Source organism: Cyanobium sp. ATX-6F1, assembly GCF_047395825.1.
GTDB lineage: Bacteria > Cyanobacteriota > Cyanobacteriia > PCC-6307 > Cyanobiaceae > ATX-6F1.
On record NZ_JBCEBF010000001.1, the window covers coordinates 295,583 to 321,355 of the forward strand.

Genomic DNA, 25,773 nt, shown 5'->3' on the forward strand with positions numbered 1-25,773 from the left:
TACCCAATGGTCATGCACGACTAGTATCTGCAAGCGATCACATTTTGCCTCTCAGCAGCACAAGGTATACTTGCTAGGAAGCATACAGCGCAGGGGATAACACATGTAAAATTCTTGAACATAATCCTTCGAGCCTATGCCTCCATCCAGCTAGTGTGGCGCTGATTTATTATCATTGAATGCTAAACCGTCCATAAATGTTGGTTGGCCACGTCCTTGAACAAACCAGATCAACGAAGATAGTTTAGTGTCGGCAAACAGGATCACAATGCAAGAATATTCTGACTTGAATTAATTAACACCATCCAATCTTCAGCATTGGCCAATCTATGCCAAGTTAATTTAGCGTGACATGAGGACAATTAGCGCCAAGCCTAATCGGGCAAGACAAATGATGATGACACGGAAGTCCTTGACGCCTATTATCATAAAATGAGCTGGTATTGGCTACTTCTGGTTTTTGACTCCAGCGAGTGCCAAGGGTGTTCTCATAAGCGAGAATGCCTGACTTTGCAGAATATGATCAAGTGCACGGCATAAATTCAAATTTATGGATTGTTCTATGACTTCAGTGAAAACCTTGGCAACACTAATTCTCACCGTCCTATACCACAGGGTATGGACTAGATGATCCAATCAGCCATTATCCAATTGTTTATAGTAGTGTCTGCCGCTCACCATTTGCTCTACTGAAGCCCGACCGTATGCTTTCAAGAACTAATAATAGCATTTTCTGCTGCTGCTGTTGAGGCACGGTGAATGGCCGAAGAATCACTAAAGGCAATGGCATCCATCTCTGTTGCTAGCCACGCAGATTGCGAGAAAAGTCTGCATAGATAGGCTTGATGACCCCTCAAGGACAGATTGGCCAATAGCGGATCAATGCGCTAAAATGCCAAACTCTAATAGGTACATTTACCTCTAGCATTCTATGGTCACAGCTTCCAGCAATAGCTCCCTTAAAAATAATTAACAATTACGCCTGCTTGCTCTTGCATATTTGGGTGTTTAATTGAGCAACTTTCTGTCTTTAGTATGTCAGCCAGCAAAGAATCAGTGGAGCAATTGATAGAAGAAGCCTATCTCCTCCTATCAAAGCACCAGCATCAGCCGGCATTGGATAAGGCTTTGATGGCCTTTGAGCTGGAGTCGGCTGACTCCACCTCTTCTGTCAATCTTGAAATTCTCTACTTGATAGGCGAGCTTCAAATTGAACTGCAGCAAACTGATCAAGCAATCAAAACCGTGAGGCTGGCATTTGATATCAATCCTTCGGATCAACGAACCAAGCTATTGCAGGCTGGATTAATGGCCATGCTTGGGCAGCTTGAGACAGCTGTGCAAATAGCATCTTCTGCTCAAGTTGGCCCAAGAGCTTCAAAAGCGTATTATCTCATTGGCTTAATCGCTCTCGATTTATCAACTTTAGAAGAGGCTGAAAAATATTTTCGTAAAGCGCTAGAATATGATCCGAAGTCTCGACAAGCGTTACTTGACCTAGGGCTTGTGTACGCTTATCGCAAGCAATATCCAGAGGCTCAAGCGCTTATTGATCAAGCCTTATTATTGGGCGACCTTAGCTTGAAAGAAATACTAAAACTAGGCAATACATTCCTGGCTATCGAAGATTACGGCAAAGCATTTGAGTGCTATTACAAAGCAGTTGAGCATGCTCCAAGCTCAGCTTCGGCCCATTCCAATCTAGGTCTAGTTTATCATATTCAAGGCCAGCTAGAAGCCGCGATTAACAGCTATATATTGGCAGTCTTTCATGAGCCGATGCATTCGATGGCTCATTTAAATCTAGGAATCGCTCTCCTGCTGATGGGAGATTTCGCCACTGGCTGGGCGGAGTATGAATGGCGAAGAGCACTACGCGATGATCCACATATTTGCGATGAATGGTCTATCCCTGAGATAACAAGTGCAAATGGCCTCCCTGATGTTGTTATTATTGCGCATGAGAATGGAATTGGAGACAGCATTCAATTTATGCGCTACGGTCAATTAGTGCGAGATCATGGCCGTCAAGCCGTTCTGCTCTGTCCTCCCAAAATGGCCCCAGTTGCTGATAACTCTGGCTTATTTGATCAAATTGAAACTCGAGCAATTACTACGCTTGAGGATGGAAAAACCTATGGCTGGATACCTGCTCTAAGTATTCCAAAAGTATTTGGCATCACGCCAGAAAAGCCATTAGTTGATCCGCCTTACCTGTTTCCTCCCACTGATCGAGTAAAACACTGGCATGATCGCCTTAGGACAAAAGACTCATTTCTAGTGGGCCTTCACTGGCAAGGCAATCCAGCTGCTGAACGCACTACTTTTCGCGGGCGTTCACTGCCATTGGCTGTATTTGAATCGCTGGCTTCATTGCATAATATTCATTTCGTATCTTTGCAGAAGGGCTATGGCTCTGAGCAGATGGATACGATTTCATTTCGTAATTGCTTCGTTGATGCGCAATCGGAAGTCGACGAAGCTTGGGACTTCATTGAAACCATGGCCATTGCCAAATGCTGCGATGTGGTAGTATCCAGTGATTCTGGCCTTGCTCATCTTGTCGGAGCAATGGGACATCCGCTTCTCTTACTTTTGTCAATGGTACCCGAGTGGCGCTGGGGCTTGGTAGGTGATCGTACAGCTTGGTACCCCTCTGCAAGGCTCTATCGCCAGACCATGTTAGGAGATTGGACCGGGGTGATTGAACGGGTGAGGCTGGACTTAGAAAAAAGATTTAACCCCTGATTAAGCCATGTTATTCAGGGCTCTAGCCTTGTTCATTTATCAATTGCTATTTGCAGTAATCATTGAACAAATTTCATGGTTCAGACGGCAAGTCTTTAAGATCTCACCCCTTGAAACGCTCTCTGCTTTTTTGCCGGCGAATCCCACCGCAAGGCGCTGGTTCACGCCGCATTAGATAACTCATGGTGTTGATCTCTACATCAGTAAAGACATTTCTTTAATTTCAGTCGCGAGACGCCTCGAACATCTCAGCATCTTGGCTAATGGGGGAATATCGTCTTCATACGCTCAACCTGCGGCTGGGAATAGATAGTAGTACCTATTAATCTGTTCGACCGGTGTGTCCTCTGCTGGTGGACTCAAGGCTGAAGGATTTCATGGTGGTCAAGCCCCTCGATTATCGGTGGGTCGAGCCCAAAAAGCCTTCTGCTCCACATTCACCAGGGCAGGTAATGCCGGATGTCCGCCTGGCGCAAGCTGCTCAGCACACATCAGATCTTCGGCAATTTGTCCGCCAGGTTTGCTGCATACAAATCTCCATGGTGGAGGGGTTTTTCTCCACCATCAAAATGAAGCTGCCTTGATGACGGGCATGACGTTTGACGTTCTGCTCTCACCCCGACAGCTTCAGTGCGAGCTACAGCGCTGGATTTATGAATACGACAACTGCGAGCTCCTTCACTCAAGGAACGATCACTCCAATTCAATCAGTCACGAGCAGGTATTCCTCGACACTCTGACACTCTCCTCTGATTTTTCCTTATCGATATTCACGAAATCTGTGGAAGTCCAAAATCATCGCTAGAGAGAATGGACAGTCCACAAAGATCATGGTTATCTTGGAAAGTTTAGAGCATGTCACGCCTACGCCAAGCCTATCAAACCCTATCAGATCCCTCCTGCCGCATCACCCCCACTCACCCAACTCTCCAACCCCTCCCCCAGAAACGAGAGCCCCAAAACCAACACAAACATCGCCAGCCCAGGAAACAACGCCGTCCACCAGATGCCCGTGGGCAGGGCCGTGAGTGCCTGCTGCAGATCACTGCCCCACTCGGGAATCGATTCCGGCAACCCCAACCCAAGAAACCCCAATCCCCCCAGGATCAGCACCGCATCGGCGGCGTTGAGGGTGAGCAGCACCGGCACCGAGGTGATCACATTGCGAAAGAGGTAGCGCCGCAGGATCCAGAGCGGCCCGGCCCCGAGCGACTGGGCCGCCTCGATGTAGAGCTCCGCCTTCACCTGGGCCGCCTGGTTGCGCACCACCCGGAAGTACTGGGGCACGTAGACCACACACAGCGCCGCCGCCGCATTGGGCAGGCCGCGGCCCAGCAGGAAGGCGAGCACCACCGAGAGCAGCAACACCGGCAAGGTGTAGAGCGTGTCCATCAGCAGCACCAGCACCCGGTCCACGGCCCCCCAGGTAGCCGCTCAGCATCCCCAGCGGCACCCCAATCAACAGGGCCAGCACCAGCGCCAACGCCACCACCTGCAGCGCCACGCCGCTGCCCGCGAGGGTGCGCACCCCCACATCCCGCCCCAGGCGATCCGTGCCGCACCAATGGGCCCAGCTGGGGGCGGCGTTGATGGGATTCTCCAAGCCGGCGTTGGGATCCGCAAGGGCACCGAGCTGCACCAGCAGCGGCGTCAGCAACGCCACCAGGGCATAGAGCAGCACGATCACCACCCCCAGCGGGCCAGACGATTGGAAAGCGACCGGCCTTGCTGAGCTGCCACGAAAACGGCTGGTAAGCCGGCGCCACTAGGGCTAGCGTATCGGGTGTGAGCGACGCGACAGAAACCCAGGCCCAGGTGCTGATCGTCGATGACGATCCGCGCCTTCGCGCCCTCTTGGCCGGGGAGCTCGGCGTGGAGGGCTATGGGGTGAACGAGGCCTTCGATGGCCAGTCGGCCTTGATCCACCTGCGCTCGGTGCCCACCGACCTGATCCTGCTGGATTGGACCCTGCCGGACTTCAGCGGTGTGGAAATCTGCCGGCGCATGCGCTCCAGTGGCGTGTTCACGCCGATCCTGATGCTCACCGGCCGCGACGAGGTGCGCGATCGGGTCGAGGCGCTCGATTCCGGCGCCGACGATTTTTTGCTGAAGCCCTTCTCGATCGAGGAGTTGCTGGCGCGGGTGCGGGCCCAGCTGCGGAGGGCTGGCTACGCCCAGGCCGCCGCCAACCGCGACCGGCTCGTGCTGGCGGATCTCTCGGTGACCCTCTCCACCCGCGATGTGAGCCGTGGCGGCCGCCCGATCCAGCTCTCGGTGCGCGAATACGACCTCCTGGTGTGCCTGCTCAGGCGCTGCAACAGCGTGGTGGACCGGGAAACGATCCTGCGGGAGGTGTGGGGCGAGAACCACTTCGGCGACGACAACCTGCTGGATGTGTACATCCGTTATCTGCGCAAAAAGGTCGAGGGCCCCGGCCAGCCCACCTTGATCCAGACCGTGCGCGGCGTGGGCTTCATGCTGCGGGAAGGGGAGCTCCGCGGCTGAGCCTTCAGCCAACTCTCAGGCAACCGATGGATCCCCCTCAGCCAAAGGCGTGTTAAGCCGGCCAGATTGGTCCGATGAGTGGCCATCAAAAACATCTCAGCGTGGCGGTCGTCGATGACGACCCGCGGATCAGGGAGCTACTCGCCCTTGAACTGGCCGACCTGGGCTCCACCGCCACGGTCTACGCCTCGGCAGAGGAGCTGCTCGTTGATCCCCAGTGCCCTGGCTTCGATCTGCTGCTGCTGGATCTGGTGCTGCCCGGTATCGATGGCTTCAAGGCGCTCCAACGGCTGCGGGCCAAGGGGCATCAGGGGCAGATCGTGATCATCAGCGCCAATTGGAACCTGGGACGCTCCCAGCAACTGATCGCCGCTGGTGCCAACGACTACATCGTCAAGACCAGCCTGCTCGAGCAACTGCCCGAGCTGCTGGCCAACCTGCTCCCGGGCCTCAAGCCCTGCCCAGGGCAGGAACGGGCGCTGCAGAGCGCTTGAGCTGCAAGCGGAAATCGGCCCCGCCCCCGGGGCATCCACGACGAACACAGCGCCGCCCATCCCACGCATGAGCGCATCGACCACCGCCAGGCCGATGCCACTGCCGGCCGTATCGCCGGCGCTGCTGCCACGCTTGAAGCGCTCAAAGATCAGCTGCCGGTCGGCCGCCTGCACGCCGGGGCCCTGGTCGATCACATGCAGCAGCAGCTCCTCAGGGGTGGCGCTGAGGCGCAGGCTGATAGGAGTAGACGCTGGGGCGTACTTGAGGGCGTTCTCGATCAGGTTGGCGAGGCACTGCTCCAAGCGCTTGGCATCACCCAAGGCAAAGCAGCCCTCGTTCTCGGTGAAGGGGCCCAGTTGCAGGCGGCTGCCGGCATGGCGCTGCAGACGATCGCAGACGTTGCCGAGGCAGGCGATCGGATCGATGGGTTTGGCCTCGAGCTGCAGCTTGCCGGCATCGCTGCGGGCCAGATCGAGCAAATCGGTGACCAGGTGTGCCATGCGCCTGGATTCGGCCTCGATCAAGGCGATCTGCTCCTGCTGCTCCCCATCGAGACCCACCGAACCGCGACGCAAGCGGCTGGCATAGCCCCCGATCAAAGTGATCGGTGTGCGCAATTCATGGGACACCCCGTTCACGAACGAGCGCTGCCGCTCAAAGGAAAGACTGAGCCGATCAAGCAAATCATTGAAGGCCAAGGCGATCGGCGCCAGTTCGGCCGGCTGACGCTCCACCGGAATGTGCTGCCGAGTCAGGCTCTCGGAGCTGACCCCCTCGAGGCGATCGGAGAGGATTTCCAGCGGCCGCAGACCGCTGCGGATCACGGGCCGCAGCAACAGGCTGGTGAACAGGGTGGCCAGGCCGGCCGCCGCGATCAGCAGAAGCTGGGCCCTGCGCTCCTGCTGGGCACTGGCGCTGAAATCCTCAAGAAAACGTAGTTGGGCCGGGCGTCCCTCCAGCTGGATTGGCTGGCTGCTGGTGACGTAGACCTTGCCGCCCAGCTCGAACTCTTGGGGGATTGACCTTGACTCGGCCGCCGCATCCGCCCTGGAAACCAACTTGACCAGCGAGCCAGGCAGCGAAAAGCTCTCGTTGGGGCTGGGAAGCTTGTAGGTTTTTCCCTCTTCCAGGCCCACCCACACCAACAGCCCCGGGGTGAGGATCTGGCCCAGCAACTGCTGCAGTCCCGCCGCCCCCTCAAGAGGCGAGCGCCGGTTCAGCAGCTCCGTGCGCACCAGCGCCACCGATTGTTCATGGGCCTGCACCCGCGCCTGGGAGGAGATCGCCCGCTGCACCACCAGCAGGAGGCCGTAGCCGGCCAACACCGCCAGCAGGGTGGTGGTGAGCAGGCGACGGCGGAGGGAGAGGGGGTGTTTTTCCATGCTTTTCGAAGGAAGGCTACCCGGCTTGATCACTGACCAAAACCCTGCTTGATGTAAAGCGATCAGAACGACTTATGATACGCCGTAGCCAAAGGAATTCGGCTGACTAGAAAAAATTTTTGAAATTCTCCGTTGAATATCTTTAGCTGCTTCCGATGGAATCATATCTTTTTCAGGCTCACGTATAGGACGACCAACAACAATATAATCCGCTCCATTTTGGAAAGCCTTTTCAACATCGACGGTGCGCTTCTGGTCGTCAGTATTCTCTACTGGACGAATTCCCGGGCATACTATCAAAAAACTATCGCCGAATTTGTCGCGCAACGCAGGAGCTTCAATCCCCGAAGAAATGACACCATCAACGCCCACCTCAAGAAAGCGCTGAGCGCGGCCTATGACAAATTCTTCAATCGATATAGAATTCGGGATCCCATAAAAGCTATTCAAGTCTGATTGATTGAGACTTGTCAACATCGTTACAGCCAAGATCTTAACGCCATTCCTTTCGCGCACGGCCTCTTTCAGCATTTCATCATCCCCATGGACAGTGACAAAAGAGGCTCCGTGCTCATGGGCGCGCCGGACAGCAGAACCAACCGTGCGTGGAATATCCCAAAACTTAAGGTCTACAAACACTTTTTTCTTTTGTTTAACTAACCAGTCAACAAGTTCAAAATAGCCGCTTGCCATGAAAAGCTCCAATCCGAGCTTATAAAAAGTTACCGTCTCTCCTAAGTCGTTAACAAGTTGCTTTGCCTGCTCGGCCGTCGGCACGTCAAGCGCTACGATAAGCCTGTCTTCCGGGGGAATGATCTTGCTCGAAAGATAAGATCCTGAATCAGGAATTGGATTACTCATGGATTTAAATGTAATGGGTTTGTTGCGCCGCTGTCCTGGCATGACTTGGCATTTGACATCCTCATGCTCGCTTGAATTTGGGTTGGCACAAGGCCTCTAATGCACCTTAGGTTTTGCTAGAAACGATACATTTATAGCCAACCTACTCATCCATCCTAGATCATCACCTTTGAACGCCCCTCCAGCTGGATCGGCTGGCTGCTGGTGACGTAGACCTTGCCATCGAGCTCGAACTCCTGGGGCGTTGACTGTGATTCGGCCGCCGCATCAGCCCTGGAAACCAGCTTGACCACGGAGCCAGGCAGCGAAAAGCTCTCGTTGGGGCTGGGAAGTTTGTAGGATTTGCCCTCCTCCAGACCCACCCACACCAGCAGCCCCGGGCTGAGGATCTGACCCAGTAACTGCTGCAGGCCCGCTGCGCCTTTGAGAGGCGAGCGCCGGGTCAACAGCTCCGAGCGCACCAACGCCACCGATTGTTCATGGGCCTGCACCCGCGCCTGGGAGGAAATCGCCCGCTGCACAACCAGCAGCAAGCCGTATCCGGCCAGAACCGCCAGCAGGGTGGTGGTCAGCAGGCGGCGGCGCAGGGAGGGGGCGCTTCTCCTTGCCTGGCGAAGGCGGCATCGTGTAGAGACTACAGAAGATGAGTTTAAGGCACAAAACCCCACGACCTCAGGGCACCAAAAATATTGCCACTCTCGAGGCAACCTTGAGATGCCGCAAGGAAATCCTCAGCACGTGTAGGTCAACACGATGACTCGGATTCATACCCTCAAGCCAGAGCGATTGTCCACAATTTGAATGATCCCTCAGCTTTCAGGAAAGATGTCATCCCTCTGATCCGTGTGGCCCACTCTCGGCATTCAGTGCAGCTGCCGGGTCTGCATCTGATCGGGCTCCATTGACAGAGAAACCCCGCGGAACTCGCCGAAGTCGACTTCGTCTCCCTTCAGAAAGGCTGCAAAGCAGCTCTACCAAGCAAGGTGCCTTGCGGTGACCGCTTCATGGAGGCCCAGCCGGAGGTGGACACTGCCTTTGATTTCGTCGAAACTAGACTCATCACTTCCGCCTTCGACTTGTTGATCTCCAACAATTCCAGCCTCGCGCACCTCACGGGTACTCTCGGTCATCGCTTCTTGCTGTTGCTCTCCGACTTCTACCAGTGGCGCTGGGGGCCAGATGGGGAGAGCACCGCTTGGTCTCCCTCAGCGCGGCTAGTTCGACAGCGACCGATCGGTGACTGGACTGAGCTGATCCAGCGGCTCATGGCTGAGCAGGGGGCACGGATCCCTTCCCCCAGTCGATCCTGATGGCCTGGAATCACGGCTACTACAGCCACGGCACCTACACCAAGCAGTTCTACAGGGAGCTTGCTCCGAACTGGATTGACTTTGCCTTGTTGATTCGTGGCCATGAGCCCCCCAGGCCAACGGAAGGCAGCCCCTTCCGCTATCTGGAACTGGGCAGTGGCATGGGATTGGGCCTCTGCCTGCTGGCGGCGGCCTACCCGGAAGGAACCTTTTTGGGCGTGGATTTTCTGCCAGCCCACATCGCCCACAGCAACTGGCTGGCCAATGAACTGGGCCTGGAGAACATCCGCTTTCTGGAGGCTGATTTCCTGGCCCTGGCCGAAGATCCGGCCCCGATCGATGTTCGGCCTGGAGTGGATCTCTATGACTACGTTGCGGCCCACGGCATTGCCACCTGGGTTACCCAGCCGGTCCAGAAGGCCCTGTTGACCGTCGCCGCAGCCGCGCTGCGGCCTGCAGGAGTGTTCTATTGCTCCTACAACACCTATCCGGGCTGGCTCGAACGCAGCGCCTTCCGGGCCCTGGCCCTGCTCGAACTGGATCGCACCGATCGCCACCGGCCTGATCTGGCCTATCGCACAGCCTCAGACCAGCTGCGGGTGATGATGGGTTCCAGTGAGGCTCCCATGCCCCTGGCCAGGGCCTTCCCAGGCCTGGGTGCTTCTCTTGATGTCATCGATCAACAGCCAGCCAATTATCTGTGTCAGGAGTTCGCCAACGAAGGCTGGCAGCCGCTCTATGTGGCCGAGATGCACCAGCGCTGCGCTGATCACGCCCTCGAGCCTGCGGGCAGCGCCACATTGGCTGACCTCTTCGAGCAACTGATGGCGGAACCCATGCGTTCGCTGGTGCTGGCCGAGAGCGATCCCGTGATCCGGCAGACCTTGATCGATCTGGCGACCAACAAATCCTTCCGCCGTGATCTTTTCGTGAGAGGTCCGCTGCCGCTCTCGCCGCAACGCCGGCAGATGCGGCTGGCGGCCCTCCAGGTGCGCCTACAGGAACCCACCAGCACCGACACTTACAAATTCAACTCCGATTTTGGCGAACTGACGGCTGACCCCGTCAATTGCGCGGCCCTGGAAGCCGTCTTGGTGGCAGGCCCGAAAAGCCTCGGCGAGCTGTTCGCCGCTACCACAACGGATGTCGAGGAGCTGGTGCTGCTCGTCGCTTTGCTGCTCAGCGCCAACCGGCTGGGCCTCGATCGAGGCGAGGCTGGGCGGAAAGCCCTGGAAGGTGCCCAACGCATCAACCTGAAGCTGATGGAACTGATGGCGGAGGGCGCTGGCTACACGCAACTGGTGGCTCCAGCCATCGGCAGCGGCGTGGGCTTCAATCTGCTGCAAAGTCTCATCCGCACGGCCTTAGCACAGGGGTTGGAGACTGACAACCTGATCGCATGCGTGCTGTTTGCACTCTCGGAGATCGGCGCTGAGCTGCGGGGCCCACAGAACGAACTGGTGAGCGAAGCCAACGAGCAGGTGGAGGTGCTGCGGGGGATGGCGGAGACGCTGGCCCGTGAGCGCCTCCCACTGCTCCGGTCGTTGGGGGTGTTTGCCTCCGGTGCCTGAAGGGAACGGAGGCGCCAAGGGCCATCACCGGTCGATCCGATCGATCAGGCCTAGGATGGAACCTACAAGGTATGGCGAAGCACGGATCGCCAGAGGAGATGACACCTCGAGTTCTTCTGAATCTGCTGGCCCGCACCCGAACCCAGCGCTCGCTGTCACGGCCGCAGGGATCGGAGGCAGGTTTTTCGCTCGCCGCCACATTTCTGATTGTCCTGGCGGTGATCCTGGGCACCCTGGCCCTGGCCAACCGCAACAGCCTGGGGGTGCTTGGCTCGGCCTATGACAGCCAGAGCCGTGAAGCCCGATCGGCCGCTGAGATTGGAATCAACAACATCATCAGCGAGCTCAACCGGCGCCGTAATAGGCAGTTGCTCGTCAATGCGATTCTACTGGACACGCAGACCAGAACGATTCTCGAGGACGGCACCAAATACGGCGCCACCATCAATGTGCCCGATGGTCTTGCGAATAAAGTGCCCGATCTTTCGGCCACCTTTACCACCACAGACCTCAAGGCTGAGCAGACCATTGATGCCACCAAGCGATTCAAGTTGGTGTCGATCTGCAACAGCTCTAATTGCAGCAGCAATCCTCCTCCAGATGTTTATTCTGCCAGTAAGACCACTGGTACATTTGGTCCCAATTTGCCGCCCACTGGGTCATTCTCTGTAACAATTGGCAACAAAAACACTCCGGCTCAAGCAGGAGTGATCACTCTCACGGTTCAAGGCTTTGCCTATCGGGGCTCCACGATCGTGGGAACCTCCACGGTTACCAAGAGTTTTGAGGTGGTGCCGAAATGCCTCGATCGCAGCCTACGTGGGATCAACAGCACCTTCGGCAATGCTTTCGGCAACGACACGAGGGTATGCACACTTCCCGCAGGCGCAGGGTTCATCGCCGGGGCGGCCGAGAGTAACAGCGGTGATTTGACAATCTCCGGCAAAGGCAAGGTAACGGTCGACCCAGTCACCTGCATTGCTACATTTACCAAAGGTTGCATAGATAATCTCGACAACAATACCGTCAACGTCGTTAATATTCCACTTCCCGACGCGCTTACTGCCCCCGCCTCCCCAGCCCCAACAACATCCTGCGTAGGCATTCGTTCCGGAGATTGCAATGTAATACTTTCAGACAGCCTAACACTTTCAACAGCACCCACAACCGCAACCAACATAGACACAGCAACTATTGATTATTGGCCCTGGACAACCACAGCAACAGCCAAAATCACTGCAATCGGAAACGTTTGCGCTCGTACACCCGCCGTTACAGCAGATCCACTAGCGCTGCCACTACCAATATTGGCCAAACCGGCAGAAATCAATTGCACAATGAATAGATTTGAAGCGATAAGCGGTGGCGGGCCCAAGAATCCTACCCTTGACACAGCCGGTGGCCCAGTACGGTTCTTCTTCCCAAACAACACAAGTGGCAATTCAGGCAAAAACACAATTCAGCTAAACAACAACGGCGGCTTCATTCATGTCAACACAGCCAACACCGGAAACCTTCCACTAAAGGAGACAGACCTCTCCATGTTCGGTTGCCAAAGCTGTGGCACTCAGGTTGTAGAACTTCGAAATGGCTCTGGGACCAGTCTTCAGCTTTTTCTCTACTTCCCCAATGGAGACATCCAGATGGGAGGCACCGCAGATTACACCGGAGCGATCTGGACCAATGACTTTCAAAGCGCCGGCAAAAACACAATCTCAATTCCCGACACTGTTATCGCCAACGTCGTCGAGCTAATGGGGCTAGGCGGAACCCAATGGGATACAGCCTTTAATCCATATATTGACTATGTAACCCGCTCCATCCAGTCGATGCGGTTCTTCTGATTGGTTGAGGTAACACCATGACAGCCCAGCCCAGCCCACCCCGGATCAAGCGCAGCCGGATGGAGACCCCTGCGAGATACTCCAAAGCCGGCGAGGGGTTCACCCTCACGGAGTTGCTTGTGTCTGTCGTAGTGCTTGGTGTGGTGCTGGCGGGCACCGCACAGCTGTTCAGCCGAACGAACCAGATGTCCGCATCCACCAATACCCGGATCAGGCTTCAAGCGCTTGTGGACCAAGATATCTCAAGGGTGCAGCGCCTCAATGACCGCTTCACCTGTGGTGATCTTACTGTAGCCACGGGAGGCACCTGTGTGATCAGAGGCTCAGATCCAACGAAAATCCAGTATTTCCCCTCTGTTGCCAACGGAATCACCAACTTTCAAGCTCGCTGTTCGGGCACAACCCTGATCACAGATCTTGTAACAGAGCTCAACGCCACTTTGCCTGGCTCGCTTGCAACGGAAGGAATCACCTTTGCCGTTAATACCGGATCGCAATCTGCTGTTCATCGTTATACGGTGACTTACACCAACACCTCTACATCAGAAGTACTCCGCCAAGTCTCTTTAACTCCAACCACAGTTGCTTGGTGTCCCACAATATCGGAACCAGCAAATTTAACTTGATGGCCATGCCTAAGCGACAGCCTGGCTTCACCGTGACCGAGTTGATGGTTGTTGTTGCCATCCTGGGCATTCTTAGTGGCATTGCCATCTCCATCAGCGGAGCAGAATGGCGCCGCACGCGGGTCAACACTGTGGTCACGGAGCTCTCGGGCTGGCTGGAAGCTGTGCGCCGCGCCTCTCTCAAAGGCAATGCCTGCCAGGTCACCATCACGGGAGGGGACTTGATTGGTAACGCTCCACTAGCTTCAGCCACTGAGATTGCAGCCACAGGGAGTGAGATCACTAATAATTGCCTTTCCAACTCGCCCCTGACAATATCATCAGTGTTTGCGACCAATGAAACGATGACAATTTCACCAAATGGCCCCACAATCTTCAAATTCACTCCCAGAGGAAGTGTCAATGCACAAGCAGACAATACACCTTTGGGAAGTGCCGTTGTTATTGAGGTCTTTCTGACGGGCTCAACGGGGCCTAAGCGCTGTGTTCAGATTTCTCCAGGCCTGGGCCTGATCAGCATTGGTTCCAGCGACACCTCCGGTGGGACTTGTACCTATGGCGGAACCTTCTAATTTGTTATGAAACAGCTGAACTTTCCCTCGACACCTTCTCTGCGTTCCGCCACAAACCGTTGCGTGGTGATAACGAGTTTTGGCTTCACGCTTATCGAGCTTCTGATTGCCGCAGCGATTGGTGGTGTCATTCTTGTCGGCGGTGCAAGGGTTATTGTTTCAAACATCAAAGCCGAAGCCAGCCAGGAGTCGGTCCGTAGGCTCAGAGATACTTGGGGTCGCATCAACTACCTGATGGACACCGAAATTGGTGAAGCCAGCACGGCGGTTGTCAGCGGCAGCACTTTGACCCTGACCCTTCCCAACGGTTCAACAATCGCCTATTCCCGGAGCGGAACTGATCTGCAGCGGACTGGCCCTCCGATCAATGATAACGGCTCACTCGGAGCGGGGAGTGGCACCTCCACCCTTGCAGAAAACGTCAGTAGCTTTACTCCGTCTGCCGCCAACTCCAGAGACCCTGTCTACACGATGACCCTCACCGATTCCAGGGGTACTACTTATACAGGTCTCTCCAGCGCTGCTCGGACAAGGATCCAAAGCTATCCCACCAATTGAATTCCAAATTGATTAGCAAACCTGCCATTGTTGTTTCTCTTTCCTTGGCCCTGTTGATGGTTCAAGCCTGTCAACCGAAGGGGAGCGAACTTTCCCCCGTCTCAAACAGGCCTGCCGACAGCAAGCCGAATCTGAGCCCATCAGCGGGCAGCAGATGGCGGCCTATCAGAAGTGCCTGGCCCAAGGAGGTCCGACGATCGTTCCCAGGCAAGATCCCCCAGCTCCCACGCCAACCCTACTAACAAAACCGTCTCTCACTGGAGCGGATCGCTACATGTATTGCAAGGTACACCAGGATCGTGTGATCGCTGCCAGCCAGCAATTGGTTGCTGTCCAGGGGCCGTGGGTGCGTGCGATGAAGGTTGGGGATCCCAACTCCATCGAGTTCCTGGACGCCAAGCGAAATCTTGAAAGCGCCCAGGCCGAGTTGGAGAAAATCCTCCCGCCCGAAATCCGTCATGGACAAGCGATGGTGCCCGATGCCATCAAAACCTTCAGCACCTGCAACCCTGAAGATTTCGAGTGATCTCGGCTCACTGGAGCTGGGAGGCAACGGTCTCCATCCACTCCCTCAACCCCTCCTCCCCCTCCATCCCATCCAGCACCACCCGGTTCTGCCAGGCCCCGTCGAGGTTCTGGGCCCCGTCGATCCCGAAGGCGGGCCCGCAGCGCATCAGCACCTGGCCGCCCCAGATCGCGCTTGGCGCCGCACCCTGGGAGTAGGTGATCGGCGCTCGGTTGGGCCCCAGGCTCAGGTGCAGCACGGGTGTACGCCCGCTCAGGTTGCAGGCGGTTTGCTCGCTGGCCGGATCGGCGCTCACCGCCTCGGCCCGGCGCAGGTCGCTCTCCACCAGTCGCCGGGCCCGCTGGGCAAACTCCTGCTGGCGCAGCTGGCGGCCCAGTCGCTGGCTGAGGGCGGTGCTAGCCAGCAGGGCCTGCACGATCGCGCCGCCCACCACAAGGGAGAGCGCCAGGGCGATCAGCAGTTCCACCAGGGTGAACCCGGCGTTGGCCTGGTGCTTGGCGTTCCTCATGACGCCCCATCGCGCAGGCAGTTGCCGCTGAGCGTCGCCTGGGGTGTGCCCTCGTAGCGGCCCACCCGCAGCACCCCCAGGGGCAGCGCCATCACCAGGCAGCGCTGCAGGCCGGTGCCGCGTCCCCAGACCACGGCCGTGCCGCCATCGATCACCAGGCCGTTGGCGCTGAAGCGCAGGCTCAACGGGAAATTGCTGGCCCACTCCACGCCATAGGCGCGGTGGTTGTCGCCCAGGTCACTGAGGGCACCCTGGCAGGCCGGCAGCGACCCATCGCTGGGTGCCTGCCAGCCCTCGGCCCCCAGGCTCAGGCCGCAGGGTTGGCCGGAACGCTCGGCTTCGGCGCGGCCTTTCAAGATGCCCTCCTGCAGCAGGCGGGCGCTGGCCTCCACCCGCTGGCGGGCCAGCAGCTCGGCGCCCGTGCCAAAAGACAGGGCCGCCAGGAGCCCCAGCACGGCGGCGCTGATCATCAGTTCCGGCAGGGTGAAGGCGGCGTTGGTGTTGGGGGGCGGCTCATGGCGTCACCCCCGTTGAGGCCCCAGGGGCGCACAGCCCATAGGCCGCCGGTGTGAACAGCCTCTGGCGTGCCGTCATTGGGCCCGCCCCCATGAAGCTCAGGCGCACCTGTTGGGGGCCCACGGCCTCCAAGCGGCGCTCGAGTCCTGCTGGCAACGGCTCTGAAAGGGGCGCCTGGGCTTGGGGCGCCTGAATCAGTGCCACCATCAGCCCCGCCGGATCGGCGCAGGCCGGGTCCGCGCTTGGGATCTGGGCCGCCCCCTGGCGCAGCCGTTGGTCAGCGGCCAGCAACTCCAGCTCGATCCGCTCGCTCCGTTGTCGGTCAGCCCGTTGCTCAAGGAGCGAACGGCCCATGCCGGCGGTGAGCTGCAACGAACTGCCGCTGGCCATCGAGAACACCAGCGAACCCACCAACACATCAGCGAAGTTCATGGCCCCTCCATGCGCAGGCCGCGCACCTGGGCTGTGCTGGGATCAAGCATCAGCCGGAAGCTGCCGGTGCGGCCCGCCGCCTGTCCTGCCTGTGCGGCTGGATTCGCCTGTTGGGCCGGATCCGCCTGGAGTTGGAGCCGCATCAACGCCGAATCAGCCCCGGGCTGCCAGCTCAGCAGCTGAACGGTGGCATTGGCCTCCCCAAGGGGCACCTGCAGGCTCGCGGTGGGCGGGCTGCCGGGCAGCAGCTGAGCCGCGATCAGTTGGGCTGCCGAGTTCAGGGCGTCTTCCCCCTGGAGGCGGCGCAGGTCGGCGGCCTGGGCCTGGCGGCCGGCCAGGGCCGTGCCGAGCAGCGACAGGCTGCTGAGCACCATCACCAGCGCCGCCACCGTGGCCAACGGCAACACGGATCCGGCGTCAGCTCGGGGGCGGGGCGTCTTGGAGCGAGGGGGCCTGGGGGGCCCAGGCGCTGAAGGGGGCGGGGCATCGGAAACCTCTCCGGATGAACACCCGTTCAGCGTTCCCACGGGTGGACAGGGCCGACTAGATCGGCAGTGGCGCCTGGGGATCCAGGGCCTGCAAGAAATCGCCGCACGGCAGGCAGAGAATGCCGTCGATCCGCAGCGGCTCCGGGCCCAGATGCAGCAGGGCCACGTCCGCCTCGGGGTAATCGGCCTGGAAGGCCTTCAAGCCCTGAAGATCACGGGAGTGCACCTGGCGGCTGCGCTTCCACCTCCAGGGCCGCAAAGCTCTCGGGTCCGTACACAACGAAATCCACCTCCCGGCCAGCCTTGGTGCGCCAGTAGAAGAGCTTGTCGATACTGCCCCGATAGGCCATCCAGGCCCGCAGATGCTGGGCCACCAATCCCTCCAGGGCCATGCCCTCGATCTCCGCGGGGGCATCCAGCGGGCCGGCGGGCCTCAGGGAGCGAAACACTCCGGCATCGAAGTAGAAGAACTTCTCGTGGGCCACCAGTTGGCGCTGGGCTCGCCGGCTGAACACCGGCACCCGGAAAGCCAGCAGCAGATCCTCCAAAATGCCGAGGTAACTCTCCACCGTTTTGCGACCCACCTGGCACTCCCTTGCCACGGCGGAGAGATTGAGAGTGGATCCATGGGAGAAGCTGATGCCCTCGAGAAACCGGGCGAAGCCGCCCAGATCGCGAACCAGCGCCTCTGCCTGCACCTCCTCCCTCAAGTACAACGAGGTGTAGGCCCGCAGCGTCTGCTCCGGGTCGGCGGCTTCCAGCACCAAGGGGACCAGTCCGATCCGCAGAGCGCGCTCCAGGCTGAACGCGGCCCCCAGCTCTGAGGCCAGGAAGGGATGCATGGAGGCAGCCACCAGTCGACCAGCCAGCAGGTTCCAGCTGCCCCGGCGCAACTTTCGGGCGCTCGATCCGGTGAGCACGAACCGCAGGCCCGGTCGCTCTTCCACCAGTGAATGCACCACATCCAGTAGCGCCGGCACCTTCTGCACCTCATCAATCACCACCGTGGAAATGGTGGGTTCGGCGGCCAGCCTCTCTCGCAACCGTTCCGGCCGGGCCTGGTGCAAGCGCTGAGCCTCCGGATTGAGCAGGTCGAGCCAGTAGGCGGTGCCGTGGACCTGGCGCAACCAGGTGGACTTACCGGTGCCGCGGGGACCAAACAGGAAGAAACTTCCGGCTGGTTCCTGCAGACATCGCTGGACCGCCGCCATATCCGCCGCCTTTTTGGAGTTTCCACTTCCAATTCTGCCGGTCTCGCTCGCCCTGGGCGAGGCGCGGGTTCCATCGGGGCAAACGGTCCCAAGACTCAGGGCGGCTGACGGGCTACCGCCAAGGGCCTGCTCAAACCTCCCAGATGGGGGCCAGATCCAACGTCAACCCGGCGAACAGCTCGCCGCCCTCCAGCGTGGCGGCGCCGCCCTGGCGCTCGGAGCTGGTGGCGCCAGCACGCCAGATCTCCACGGCCCGTTGCTCGGGAAGCAATAACCAACCCAGCTGGGCCCCATTGGCCCGGTAGGTCTCCATCTTCTGGCGCAGGGCGCTGACGCCGCGGCTCCCTCGTCTGAGGCGCGGGCCAGTTCGACCACCAACTCGGGGCAGAGGGGGCGAAGCCCCGGCGTTGCTCCGGGCTGAGGGCCTGCCAGCGATCCATGCGTACCAAGGAGGCATCGGGGCTCAGCACCGAGCCGTCCGGCAGGCGGAAGCCGGTGGAGCTGTCGAACCCTTGCCAGCCGCCCGAGGCCTTCGCGAAGCGCTTGAGCTGGAAGCACAGCTCGTTGTTGCGGGCGCCGGTTTCGCTGCCGGTGGGGGTCATGGCGATCAGCTCGCCATCGGCCGTCAGTTCCAGCACCGCATCGGGATTGGCCTGGCACACCCGCTCAAACTGATCGGCATTGAGCCGCAGATCCCACGGCAGCTGCAGAGGTTGCAGAACGGGCCCTGGGCTTGGAGGGGCCAGCGTCATGAACCATCCGCCTGGTGACCTTCAGGCTACCGACGTCATCAGGGCCGCCAGATCCGCCGCCTTTTTGGAGTTTCCACTTCCAATTCTGCCGGTGCCGCCAGCCCTGCCCATGCCGCTGGAGCGACGGCTTCAACGTCAGAGCGGAATCAGCCAGCGCGTTTCCGTGCCGAGAACCTGGGCCAGGCGCGGGTTCCATTGGGGCAAGGTGTCCCATTCCTGGCGTGAGTACACCAGCAGATCCGTCGCCAGTGGCAGAGGGGCGGTATCCCAGCGCCGCAACCGCTCCCAAATCGGCAACTCACAGCTCTCGAGCACGAGTACCAGATCCAGGTCGCTGCCCACACCGGCATCGCCGCGTCCGTAGGAGCCAAACACTCCCACCGCCTGCAGATCGCTGTGGTCCGCGGCCTGCTGCCGCGCCCAGCGCTCCGCCTGGGCCAGCACCTCAGCCGCGCTCGGCCAGCGCAGCACGGATCCAGTCGACGACAGCGCGGGCATGGAACAACGCTTGTTCACTCTGTAGTTTGCCAAAATGTTCACCGGGTGTGCCGTCCGGATAGCTGTCGGGATAGCGCGTCGGGATGTAGAAGCCATCCAACAGGCGCAGGCGATCTTCAAGCCCATCCGGGGGGCCGGCCGCCAGGCTTCCTGCGCAGGCACCAACGACCAGAGCCGCGTGAGGGTGTGCCCCCAGGCCTGTTGATCGAGGGCCAGGTTGAGAGCCTTCAGCGCCTTCTCCGTGGCCTGGTGGGCCGCGAAGCAAGCCCACTCATGACGTTCGGCCTCCATCGAGGACTGGGCCTGCTCCAGGTCTCGTCCGGCCTGTTGGAGCCAATCGCCTGCCCGTGATCCCATCGATCAATCCATCACTGGTTCAACTTCAGCACCGCCATGAACGCCTCCTGGGGCACGTCCACCTTGCCCATCGCCTTCATGCGTTTCTTGCCCTTGGCCTGCTTCGACAGCAGCTTTTTTTGCGGCTGATGTCGCCGCCGTAGCACTTGGCGAGCACGTCTTTGCGGATCGCGCTGATGCTTTCGGAAGCGATGATGCGGCTGCCGATCGAGGCCTGGATCGGAATCTTGAACTGCTGGCGCGGGATCAGTTCCTTGAGCTTCTCCACCAGCCCCTTGCCCACGTTGTAGGCCTTGTCGCGGTGCACGATCGTGGTGAGCGGATCGGCCTTCTCGGCGTTGATCAGCACATCGAGGCGCACCAGTTCGTTCCTGCGGTAGCCGATCAGGCTGTACTCCATCGAGGCGTAGCCCTTGGTGCGGCTCTTCATCTGATCGAAGAAATCGGTCACCACCTCCGCCAGCGGCATCTCGTAGTGCAGCGTCACCCGCTCCGGGGTGATGTATTTCATGTCGATGAACTCGCCCCGGCGCTCCTGGCACAGCTCCATCAGCGCCCCGTTGTAGGTGTTGGGGGTGTAGATCTCGAGCTTCACGTAGGGCTCTTCGATCGATTCGCGTTGCTGTGGATCGGGCAGGGTCGCCGGGTTGTCCACCAGCATCGTGGAGCCATCGATCATGTTCACCTGGTAGATCACCGACGGCGCCGTCACGATCAGATCCAGGTCGTATTCGCGCTCCAGGCGCTCCTGCACGATCTCCATGTGCAGCAGCCCCAGAAAACCACAGCGGAACCCGAAGCCCATGGCGCTGCTGGTTTCGGGCTCGTATTTCAGCGCCGCATCGGAGAGTTGCAGTCGATCGAGCGCCTCGCGCAGATCCGGGTACTGGTCGGCGTCGGTGGGGAACAGGCCGCAGAACACCATCGGCTTGGCCTCGGCGTAGCCCGGCAGGGGCGCATCGGCCGGATCGGCCAGCAGAGTGATCGTGTCGCCCACGCGGGCATCGGCCACCGCCTTGATCGAGGCCGCCAGGTAGCCCACCTCACCGGCATGGAGGCTCTCCACCTGGCGCTGATCCGGCGCCATCACCCCCACCTCATCGAGCTCGACGGTCTTGCCGCTGGCCATCAGCAGCACCTTGTCTTTGCGGGCGATCCGTCCGCTGATCACCCGGAAGTAAACGATCACCCCCCGGTAGGCGTCGTAGTAGGAATCGAAGATCAGCGCCCGCAGCGGTTCATTCACCCGATCGGGCGGCGGCGGCACCCGGTCGACCACCGCCTGCAGGATCTCGGGGATTCCCAGGCCCGTCTTGGCGGAGCAGGGGATCGCATTCGAGGTGTCGAGGCCGATGATCGACTCGATCTCCTCGCTGATGCGCGCTGGATCAGCTCCGGGCAGGTCGATCTTGTTGAGCACCGGGATGATCTCCAGATCGTTCCCCATCGCCAGATACACGTTCGCCAGGGTCTGGGCCTCCACCCCCTGGCTGGCATCCACCACCAGCAACGCCCCCTCGCAGGCCTGCAGCGAGCGGCTCACCTCGTAGGAGAAATCGACGTGGCCGGGGGTGTCGATCAGGTTGAGGATGTACACCTCGCCATCGGCGGCGGTGTACTCCATCCGCGCCGCCTGGAGCTTGATCGTGATGCCGCGCTCGCGCTCCAGCTCCATGTTGTCGAGGAACTGGGCCTGCATGTCCCGCGCCGCCACGGTGCCGGTGGCCTGCAGCAGCCGGTCGGCCAGGGTCGATTTGCCGTGGTCGATGTGGGCAATGATGCAGAAATTGCGGATCCGTGAAACGGGAACGTCGGTCATCGCGCCTTGAAAGCCCGCTCAGGGAAACCAGTGGGGCCGATCCTAGGAATCAGAGGGCTAGTCCCCAGCACCTGGCCCACCTAGGCGTGACCCTGACCCTGATCCAGTCCGGTTCGATTTCCACCGCCGCCGCCGCTCGCCTCGCCGACCTGCCGCTGCCCCGCTTCCTGGAGCTGCTCTCCAACCTGAAGCTTCCCCTTTGCTCCAGCGATCCGGCCGACACGCGCTCCGATCTGGAGGCCGCCCGGCGCGGGCTCGGCCTGTAGGCCCCTGCCTGCAACGGTTGCCCCCAGCTCCAACGCTTGATTCAGCGGTCAGCGCCGGTTCTGCGGGCGTTGAACGAGCGCTGAAGGCGAAGCGAGCTCCCAGGCCCATCCGTCAGCCATGGAGGTGCCTCCCTAAGCTCAGTCCATCGCGCCAAATTCCCATGAGCACCGAAACCGTTAACGACCCCCGCGCGCTCACGATCGAGAACGTCGAGCGGGTGCTCGATGAGTTGCGCCCCTACCTGATGGCCGATGGCGGCAACGTCGAGATCGTCGAGATCGACGGCCCGATCGTGAAGGTGCGCCTCCAGGGCGCCTGCGGCACCTGCCCCAGCAGCACCATGACCCTCAAGATGGGCATCGAGCGCAAGCTGCGCGAGGAAATCCCCGAAGTGAACGAAGTCGTTCAGGTGCTCTGAAGCCCTGCGGCCCAGCAAGGGCAGCCCCGTAAGCTCCCCTTTCCCCTGCCGCCTGCCCCGTGCTGGATCAGCGCCTGGTGCGCCAGAACCCTGAGCTGGTGGTGGAGCAGCTGGGGCGCCGCGGCCTCAAGCTCGATCTCACCGGCCTGCAGCTGATCGCCCAGCAGCAGCGCGACCTCGAAGAGCGCCTCAGCAGCCTCCAGGCCGAAGGCAACCGTGTGGGCAAGGAGGTGGGCCAGCGCATCCAGGCCGGCGCCGCGCCGACTGGCCCTGAAGTGAAGGAACTGCGCGAGCAGGGCAACCGGCTCAAACAGCAGGTCTCCGTGCTTGATGAGGAGGAGAAAACCCTCAGCGCCCGCCTGCGCGAGCAACTGCTGGGCCTGCCGAACCTGCCCTCGGCCCTCAGCCCCGAAGGCGTCAGCGAAGCCGACAACGTGGAGGTCAAGCGCTGGGGCAAACCCCGGATCGAAGCGGGCCTGCTGGAGCACGGCGCCATCGCCGAACGGCTCGGCCTGCTCGACACCGAGCGCTCGGTGCGCATCGCCCAGAGCCGCTTCGTCACCCTCCTGGGCCAGGGGGCGCGGCTGGAGCGGGCGCTCATCAATTTCATGATCGACCTACACGCGCGCAAGGGCTACCGCGAAGTGCTGCCGCCGATCCTGGTGAATTCCGCCAGCCTCACGGGTTCCGGCCAGCTGCCCAAGTTCGCCGAGGAAAGCTTCCGCTGCGCCGACGACGACCTCTGGCTCACCCCCACCGCCGAGGTGCCGGTCACCGCGTTGCACCGCGACGAGATCATCCCGGCCGAGCAGCTGCCATTGCGGTATGTCGCCTTCACCCCCTGCTTCCGGCGCGAGGCCGGCTCCTACGGCCGCGACACCAAGGGCCTGATCCGTCTGCACCAGTTCCACAAGGTTGAGCTGTATTGGTTCAGCCATCCCGAGCACTCAGACGCCGCCCACGAGCAGCTCACCGGCGATGCCGAGGCGGTGCTCGAAGCCCTGGAGTTGCCCTACCGCCGCATCGAGCTCTGCACGGGCGATCTGGGCTTCTCCGCCGCCCGCACCTTCGATCTGGAGGTCTGGCTGGCGGGGGCGGGCACCTACCGGGAGATCTCCAGCTGCAGCACCTGCGCCGACTTCCAGGCCCGCCGCTCCGCCATCCGTTTCAAAGAAGGGAAAAGCACCCAGCTGCTGCACACCCTCAACGGCAGCGGCCTGGCGATCGGCCGCACCATGGCCGCCCTGCTGGAGCACGGCCAACAGGGCGATGGCTCGGTGGCCCTGCCGGCGGCGCTATGGAGCTATTTCGGCGCTGAGCGGATCACAGCGGAAGCCTGAGCCACTGCGCCAGACTCAACCATTCTCACGAGCTGTCACTGGATGGGCGTCCTCACCGCACTGGCGATCCTGGCGGGCCTGATCGTCGTGCATGAGGCGGGCCACTTCTTTGCCGCCACCTGGCAGGGCATCCGCGTCAGCAGCTTCTCGATCGGCTTCGGGCCGGTGCTGCTCGAGCGCCAACGCCGGGGCGTGCAGTTCGCCCTGCGCGCCCTTCCGCTCGGCGGCTTCGTGGCCTTCCCCGATGACGACGAGGACAGCGGCATCCCCAGCGATGACCCGGATCTGCTGCGCAACCGGCCGTTGCCCCAGCGGGCCCTGGTGATCGCCGCTGGCGTGCTCGCCAACCTGCTGCTGGCCTACGCGGTGCTGCTGGGCCAGGGCCTGGTGCTGGGCATCCCCTCGGGCTTCAGCGCCACCCCCGGGGTGCTGGTGGTGGCCGTCCAACCGGGCCAGGCGGCCGCCAGCGCCGGCCTGCTGGCGGGTGATCGGATCGTGGCGCTCGGGGGCAGCGCGATCGCCGGCGGCCAGGAGGCCGTGGTCGGGGTGGTGGAGCAGATCAAGGGCGCCCCCGGCCAGGCGCTGCAGCTTGAGGTGGAGCGGGAGGGCCGGCGAATTCCCCTGCGCCTCACCCCGGTCGAGCGCAGCGGCAGCGGCCGCATCGGCGCCCAGCTGCAACCCAATGGCACGGAATCCTTCCGCGCCCCCAGCAGCCCCCTGGAGTTGATCGGCCAGGCCAACCGGGAGTTCTCCCAGCTGCTCGGCCGCACCGTCGATGGCTTCGTGACCCTCGCCACCCACTTCGGCGAGACCGCCGGCCAGGTGTCCGGGCCGGTGAAGATCGTTCAGATGGGGGCCTCGCTGGCCAAGCAGGGCGGCAGCAGCCTGTTCGTGTACACCGCCTTGATCTCCATCAACCTGGCGGTGCTCAACGCCCTGCCCCTGCCCCTGCTCGATGGCGGCCAGTTCCTGCTGCTGCTGCTCGAGGGCGTGCGCGGCAAGCCGATTCCCGAGCGCCTCCAGATGGCCTTCCTCCAATCGGGCTTCGTGCTGCTGGTGAGCCTGAGCGTGGTGCTGATCGTCAAGGACACCTCCCAGCTGCCGCTGGTGCAGCAACTGCTCAACCACTGATCCCCCGCTGATCGCGCCCGCCAGGCCTCCCCCAAGCCACCCGACCATGCCCCGTTTCCCCAGCGCCCGCACCCGGGCGCCGCTGATCCTCGAGCGCCTGGGGGAGCTCTACCCCGAGGCCACCTGCTCGCTTGATTGGCGCACCCCCTGGGAGCTGCTGGTCGCCACCATGCTCTCGGCCCAGTGCACCGACGAGCGCGTCAACAAGGTCACCCCGGCCCTGTTCGAGCGCTTTCCCGATGCGGCCGCCGCGGCCGCGGTGACCGGCCTCGCTGTGGAGCCCTATGTGAAATCCACGGGCTTCTTTCGCAACAAGGCCAAGAACATCGTCGCCAGCTCGCGCCTGCTGATGGAGCGCCACGGCGGCGCGGTGCCGCGCTCGATGGAGGAGCTGCTGGAGCTGCCCGGTGTGGCGCGCAAGACCGCCAATGTGGTGCTGGCCCACGCCTTCGGCATCAACGCCGGGGTCACGGTCGACACCCACGTCAAACGGCTCAGCAACCGCCTCGGGCTCACCAAACAGAGCGACCCGCGCCGGATCGAGCCGGAGCTGATGAAGCTGCTGCCCCAGCCGATGTGGGAAACCTTCTCGATCCGCCTGATCTTCCACGGCCGCGCCGTCTGCAACGCCCGCAAACCCGCCTGCGACGGCTGCCCCCTGGCCGACCTCTGCCCCAGCCATCCGCCGGGGCGGTAAGCTCAGCAATCTCCTGCTACCCAGCCCCAGCCGCATGGCGAAGAAGTCGATGATCGCGCGTGATGTGAAGCGCAAGAAGATGGTCGAGCGCTTCTCTGTGAAGCGCGCTGCGCTCATGGAGGCCTTCGGGGCGGCGGCTGATCCGATGGCGCGCCTTGAGATCCACCGCAAGATCCAGGGCCTGCCCCGCAACAGCGCCCCCAACCGCGTGCGCAACCGCTGCTGGGCCACCGGCAAGCCCCGGGGCTACTACCGCGATTTCGGCCTCTGCCGCAACCAGCTGCGCGAGCGTGCCCACAAGGGCCTGCTCCCCGGCGTCACCAAATCCAGCTGGTGAACCA

The 25,773-nt window shown here is 60.8% G+C and carries 26 protein-coding genes and 6 pseudogenes; 16 read left to right on the forward strand and 16 right to left on the reverse strand.

Annotated elements, in window-relative coordinates; all coding sequences use genetic code 11:
* Positions 1-1,035: 1,035 nt before the first annotated feature.
* Both AAF143_RS01850 and AAF143_RS01855 read left to right on the forward strand, forming a co-directional pair.
* A complete protein-coding gene (locus tag AAF143_RS01850) occupies positions 1,036-2,748 on the forward strand; it encodes a tetratricopeptide repeat protein (protein ID WP_255005280.1) in 1,713 nt (570 codons plus the stop codon).
* Positions 2,749-3,125: 377 nt separating this feature from the next.
* The gene (locus AAF143_RS01855; protein WP_414026439.1) at positions 3,126-3,332 is read left to right on the forward strand and encodes a hypothetical protein; all 207 of its coding nucleotides are present in this window, start codon (positions 3,126-3,128) and stop codon (positions 3,330-3,332) included.
* 304 nt (positions 3,333-3,636) lie between these two features.
* Here the strand turns inward: AAF143_RS01855 and AAF143_RS01860 are convergent.
* A pseudogene (locus tag AAF143_RS01860) lies at positions 3,637-4,452 on the reverse strand (ABC transporter permease).
* A gap of 81 nt (positions 4,453-4,533) precedes the next feature.
* On the opposite strand from AAF143_RS01860, the gene AAF143_RS01865 reads away from it, so the two are divergent.
* A complete protein-coding gene (locus tag AAF143_RS01865) occupies positions 4,534-5,253 on the forward strand; it encodes a response regulator transcription factor (RefSeq protein ID WP_255005282.1) in 720 nt (239 codons plus the stop codon).
* A 74-nt stretch (positions 5,254-5,327) separates the two neighbouring features.
* On the forward strand, positions 5,328-5,747 hold the full coding sequence (locus AAF143_RS01870) for a response regulator (protein ID WP_255005283.1): 420 nt from the start codon (positions 5,328-5,330) through the stop codon (positions 5,745-5,747).
* 30 nt (positions 5,748-5,777) lie between these two features.
* On the opposite strand, the pseudogene AAF143_RS01875 reads toward AAF143_RS01870, so the two are convergent.
* The 3 genes and pseudogenes from AAF143_RS01875 to AAF143_RS01885 form a co-directional block, all read right to left on the reverse strand.
* Positions 5,778-7,130: pseudogene (locus AAF143_RS01875) on the reverse strand (sensor histidine kinase); the annotation flags it as partial.
* Between the two features lie 72 nt (positions 7,131-7,202).
* Positions 7,203-8,033 (reverse strand): orotidine-5'-phosphate decarboxylase, encoded by an 831-nt coding sequence (gene pyrF / locus AAF143_RS01880; protein WP_255005285.1) that lies wholly within the window; start codon positions 8,031-8,033, stop codon positions 7,203-7,205.
* 113 nt (positions 8,034-8,146) lie between these two features.
* Positions 8,147-8,659, reverse strand: coding sequence for a hypothetical protein (locus AAF143_RS01885; protein WP_414026440.1), 513 nt, complete (start codon positions 8,657-8,659; stop codon positions 8,147-8,149).
* Positions 8,660-9,300: 641 nt separating this feature from the next.
* On the opposite strand from AAF143_RS01885, the gene AAF143_RS01890 reads away from it, so the two are divergent.
* From AAF143_RS01890 to AAF143_RS01915, 6 genes are all read left to right on the forward strand, one after another.
* Complete coding sequence (locus AAF143_RS01890; RefSeq protein ID WP_255005287.1) at positions 9,301-10,872, forward strand: class I SAM-dependent methyltransferase; 1,572 nt, start codon at positions 9,301-9,303, stop codon at positions 10,870-10,872.
* Between the two features lie 71 nt (positions 10,873-10,943).
* Positions 10,944-12,716, forward strand: a complete 1,773-nt coding sequence (locus AAF143_RS01895; protein WP_255005288.1) for a hypothetical protein — start codon at positions 10,944-10,946, stop codon at positions 12,714-12,716.
* A 59-nt stretch (positions 12,717-12,775) separates the two neighbouring features.
* Complete coding sequence (locus AAF143_RS01900; RefSeq protein WP_414026875.1) at positions 12,776-13,342, forward strand: prepilin-type N-terminal cleavage/methylation domain-containing protein; 567 nt, start codon at positions 12,776-12,778, stop codon at positions 13,340-13,342.
* On the forward strand, positions 13,306-13,914 hold the full coding sequence (locus tag AAF143_RS01905; RefSeq protein ID WP_414026441.1) for a Tfp pilus assembly protein FimT/FimU: 609 nt from the start codon (positions 13,306-13,308) through the stop codon (positions 13,912-13,914). Before AAF143_RS01900 ends, AAF143_RS01905 begins: the two co-directional genes overlap by 37 nt.
* 6 nt (positions 13,915-13,920) lie before the next feature.
* Positions 13,921-14,472: a type II secretion system protein J gene (locus AAF143_RS01910; protein WP_255005295.1), complete on the forward strand. Its 552-nt coding sequence runs from the start codon at positions 13,921-13,923 to the stop codon at positions 14,470-14,472.
* A gap of 301 nt (positions 14,473-14,773) precedes the next feature.
* Complete coding sequence (locus AAF143_RS01915) at positions 14,774-14,998, forward strand: hypothetical protein (RefSeq protein ID WP_414026442.1); 225 nt, start codon at positions 14,774-14,776, stop codon at positions 14,996-14,998.
* Between the two features lie 7 nt (positions 14,999-15,005).
* Here AAF143_RS01915 and AAF143_RS01920 read toward each other — a convergent pair whose 3' ends face one another.
* The 12 genes and pseudogenes from AAF143_RS01920 to lepA form a co-directional block, all read right to left on the reverse strand.
* Positions 15,006-15,506 carry a type II secretion system protein J gene (locus AAF143_RS01920; protein ID WP_255005297.1) on the reverse strand — a complete coding sequence of 167 codons (501 nt, stop codon included), beginning with the start codon at positions 15,504-15,506 and terminating at the stop codon, positions 15,006-15,008.
* Positions 15,503-15,997: pseudogene (locus AAF143_RS01925) on the reverse strand (prepilin-type N-terminal cleavage/methylation domain-containing protein); the annotation flags it as partial. The gene AAF143_RS01920 and the pseudogene AAF143_RS01925, both read right to left, overlap by 4 nt.
* 22 nt (positions 15,998-16,019) lie before the next feature.
* The gene (locus AAF143_RS01930) at positions 16,020-16,454 is read right to left on the reverse strand and encodes a hypothetical protein (RefSeq protein WP_255005299.1); all 435 of its coding nucleotides are present in this window, start codon (positions 16,452-16,454) and stop codon (positions 16,020-16,022) included.
* Positions 16,451-16,861, reverse strand: a complete 411-nt coding sequence (locus tag AAF143_RS01935) for a hypothetical protein (protein ID WP_414026443.1) — start codon at positions 16,859-16,861, stop codon at positions 16,451-16,453. Before AAF143_RS01935 ends, AAF143_RS01930 begins: the two co-directional genes overlap by 4 nt.
* Positions 16,862-16,997: 136 nt before the next feature.
* Positions 16,998-17,168 carry a hypothetical protein gene (locus tag AAF143_RS01940; protein ID WP_414026923.1) on the reverse strand — a complete coding sequence of 57 codons (171 nt, stop codon included), beginning with the start codon at positions 17,166-17,168 and terminating at the stop codon, positions 16,998-17,000.
* A complete protein-coding gene (locus AAF143_RS01945; RefSeq protein ID WP_414026444.1) occupies positions 17,155-18,153 on the reverse strand; it encodes an ATP-binding protein in 999 nt (332 codons plus the stop codon). The genes AAF143_RS01940 and AAF143_RS01945 overlap by 14 nt, the downstream gene beginning before the upstream one ends.
* Positions 18,154-18,283: 130 nt before the next feature.
* Positions 18,284-18,610, reverse strand: coding sequence for a Uma2 family endonuclease (locus AAF143_RS01950; protein WP_414026876.1), 327 nt, complete (start codon positions 18,608-18,610; stop codon positions 18,284-18,286).
* Positions 18,588-18,905: pseudogene (locus AAF143_RS01955) on the reverse strand (Uma2 family endonuclease); the annotation flags it as partial. The pseudogene AAF143_RS01955 and the gene AAF143_RS01950, both read right to left, overlap by 23 nt.
* 135 nt (positions 18,906-19,040) lie before the next feature.
* Positions 19,041-19,376: a nucleotidyltransferase domain-containing protein gene (locus AAF143_RS01960; protein WP_255005306.1), complete on the reverse strand. Its 336-nt coding sequence runs from the start codon at positions 19,374-19,376 to the stop codon at positions 19,041-19,043.
* Positions 19,351-19,503, reverse strand: a complete 153-nt coding sequence (locus AAF143_RS01965; protein ID WP_414026877.1) for a hypothetical protein — start codon at positions 19,501-19,503, stop codon at positions 19,351-19,353. The genes AAF143_RS01960 and AAF143_RS01965 overlap by 26 nt, the downstream gene beginning before the upstream one ends.
* A gap of 113 nt (positions 19,504-19,616) precedes the next feature.
* Positions 19,617-19,760 (reverse strand): annotated as a pseudogene (locus tag AAF143_RS01970) (HEPN domain-containing protein); the annotation flags it as partial.
* Positions 19,761-19,771: 11 nt separating this feature from the next.
* Positions 19,772-21,579: pseudogene (gene lepA, locus AAF143_RS01975) on the reverse strand (translation elongation factor 4).
* A gap of 86 nt (positions 21,580-21,665) precedes the next feature.
* Between lepA and AAF143_RS01980 the strand changes: the two are divergent.
* The 6 genes from AAF143_RS01980 (at position 21,666) to rpsN (ending at position 25,769) form a co-directional block, all read left to right on the forward strand.
* Complete coding sequence (locus AAF143_RS01980) at positions 21,666-21,845, forward strand: UPF0175 family protein (RefSeq protein ID WP_255005312.1); 180 nt, start codon at positions 21,666-21,668, stop codon at positions 21,843-21,845.
* A 161-nt stretch (positions 21,846-22,006) separates the two neighbouring features.
* Positions 22,007-22,264 carry a NifU family protein gene (locus AAF143_RS01985; RefSeq protein WP_254938407.1) on the forward strand — a complete coding sequence of 86 codons (258 nt, stop codon included), beginning with the start codon at positions 22,007-22,009 and terminating at the stop codon, positions 22,262-22,264.
* 59 nt (positions 22,265-22,323) lie between these two features.
* The gene (serS, locus tag AAF143_RS01990) at positions 22,324-23,604 is read left to right on the forward strand and encodes a serine--tRNA ligase (protein ID WP_255005314.1); all 1,281 of its coding nucleotides are present in this window, start codon (positions 22,324-22,326) and stop codon (positions 23,602-23,604) included.
* A gap of 42 nt (positions 23,605-23,646) precedes the next feature.
* Positions 23,647-24,735: an RIP metalloprotease RseP gene (rseP, locus tag AAF143_RS01995; protein WP_255005316.1), complete on the forward strand. Its 1,089-nt coding sequence runs from the start codon at positions 23,647-23,649 to the stop codon at positions 24,733-24,735.
* A 46-nt stretch (positions 24,736-24,781) separates the two neighbouring features.
* Positions 24,782-25,432: an endonuclease III gene (nth, locus tag AAF143_RS02000; RefSeq protein WP_255005317.1), complete on the forward strand. Its 651-nt coding sequence runs from the start codon at positions 24,782-24,784 to the stop codon at positions 25,430-25,432.
* A 34-nt stretch (positions 25,433-25,466) separates the two neighbouring features.
* Positions 25,467-25,769 carry a 30S ribosomal protein S14 gene (rpsN, locus tag AAF143_RS02005; protein ID WP_255005319.1) on the forward strand — a complete coding sequence of 101 codons (303 nt, stop codon included), beginning with the start codon at positions 25,467-25,469 and terminating at the stop codon, positions 25,767-25,769.
* The last annotated feature ends 4 nt before the right edge of the window (positions 25,770-25,773 follow it).

Coding starts and splice junctions, on each gene's coding strand:
- AAF143_RS01850 (WP_255005280.1), top strand. CDS start 1,036: ATGTCAGCCAGCAAAGAATCAGTGGAGCAATTGATAGAAGAAGCCTAT.
- AAF143_RS01855 (WP_414026439.1), top strand. CDS start 3,126: ATGGTGGTCAAGCCCCTCGATTATCGGTGGGTCGAGCCCAAAAAGCCT.
- AAF143_RS01870 (WP_255005283.1), top strand. CDS start 5,328: ATGAGTGGCCATCAAAAACATCTCAGCGTGGCGGTCGTCGATGACGAC.
- pyrF (WP_255005285.1), bottom strand. CDS start 8,033: ATGCCAGGACAGCGGCGCAACAAACCCATTACATTTAAATCCATGAGT.
- AAF143_RS01890 (WP_255005287.1), top strand. CDS start 9,301: ATGGCCTGGAATCACGGCTACTACAGCCACGGCACCTACACCAAGCAG.
- AAF143_RS01895 (WP_255005288.1), top strand. CDS start 10,944: ATGGCGAAGCACGGATCGCCAGAGGAGATGACACCTCGAGTTCTTCTG.
- AAF143_RS01900 (WP_414026875.1), top strand. CDS start 12,776: ATGGAGACCCCTGCGAGATACTCCAAAGCCGGCGAGGGGTTCACCCTC.
- AAF143_RS01910 (WP_255005295.1), top strand. CDS start 13,921: ATGAAACAGCTGAACTTTCCCTCGACACCTTCTCTGCGTTCCGCCACA.
- AAF143_RS01920 (WP_255005297.1), bottom strand. CDS start 15,506: ATGAGGAACGCCAAGCACCAGGCCAACGCCGGGTTCACCCTGGTGGAA.
- AAF143_RS01930 (WP_255005299.1), bottom strand. CDS start 16,454: ATGAACTTCGCTGATGTGTTGGTGGGTTCGCTGGTGTTCTCGATGGCC.
- AAF143_RS01945 (WP_414026444.1), bottom strand. CDS start 18,153: ATGGCGGCGGTCCAGCGATGTCTGCAGGAACCAGCCGGAAGTTTCTTC.
- AAF143_RS01950 (WP_414026876.1), bottom strand. CDS start 18,610: ATGCCTCCTTGGTACGCATGGATCGCTGGCAGGCCCTCAGCCCGGAGC.
- AAF143_RS01985 (WP_254938407.1), top strand. CDS start 22,007: ATGAGCACCGAAACCGTTAACGACCCCCGCGCGCTCACGATCGAGAAC.
- rseP (WP_255005316.1), top strand. CDS start 23,647: ATGGGCGTCCTCACCGCACTGGCGATCCTGGCGGGCCTGATCGTCGTG.
- nth (WP_255005317.1), top strand. CDS start 24,782: ATGCCCCGTTTCCCCAGCGCCCGCACCCGGGCGCCGCTGATCCTCGAG.
- rpsN (WP_255005319.1), top strand. CDS start 25,467: ATGGCGAAGAAGTCGATGATCGCGCGTGATGTGAAGCGCAAGAAGATG.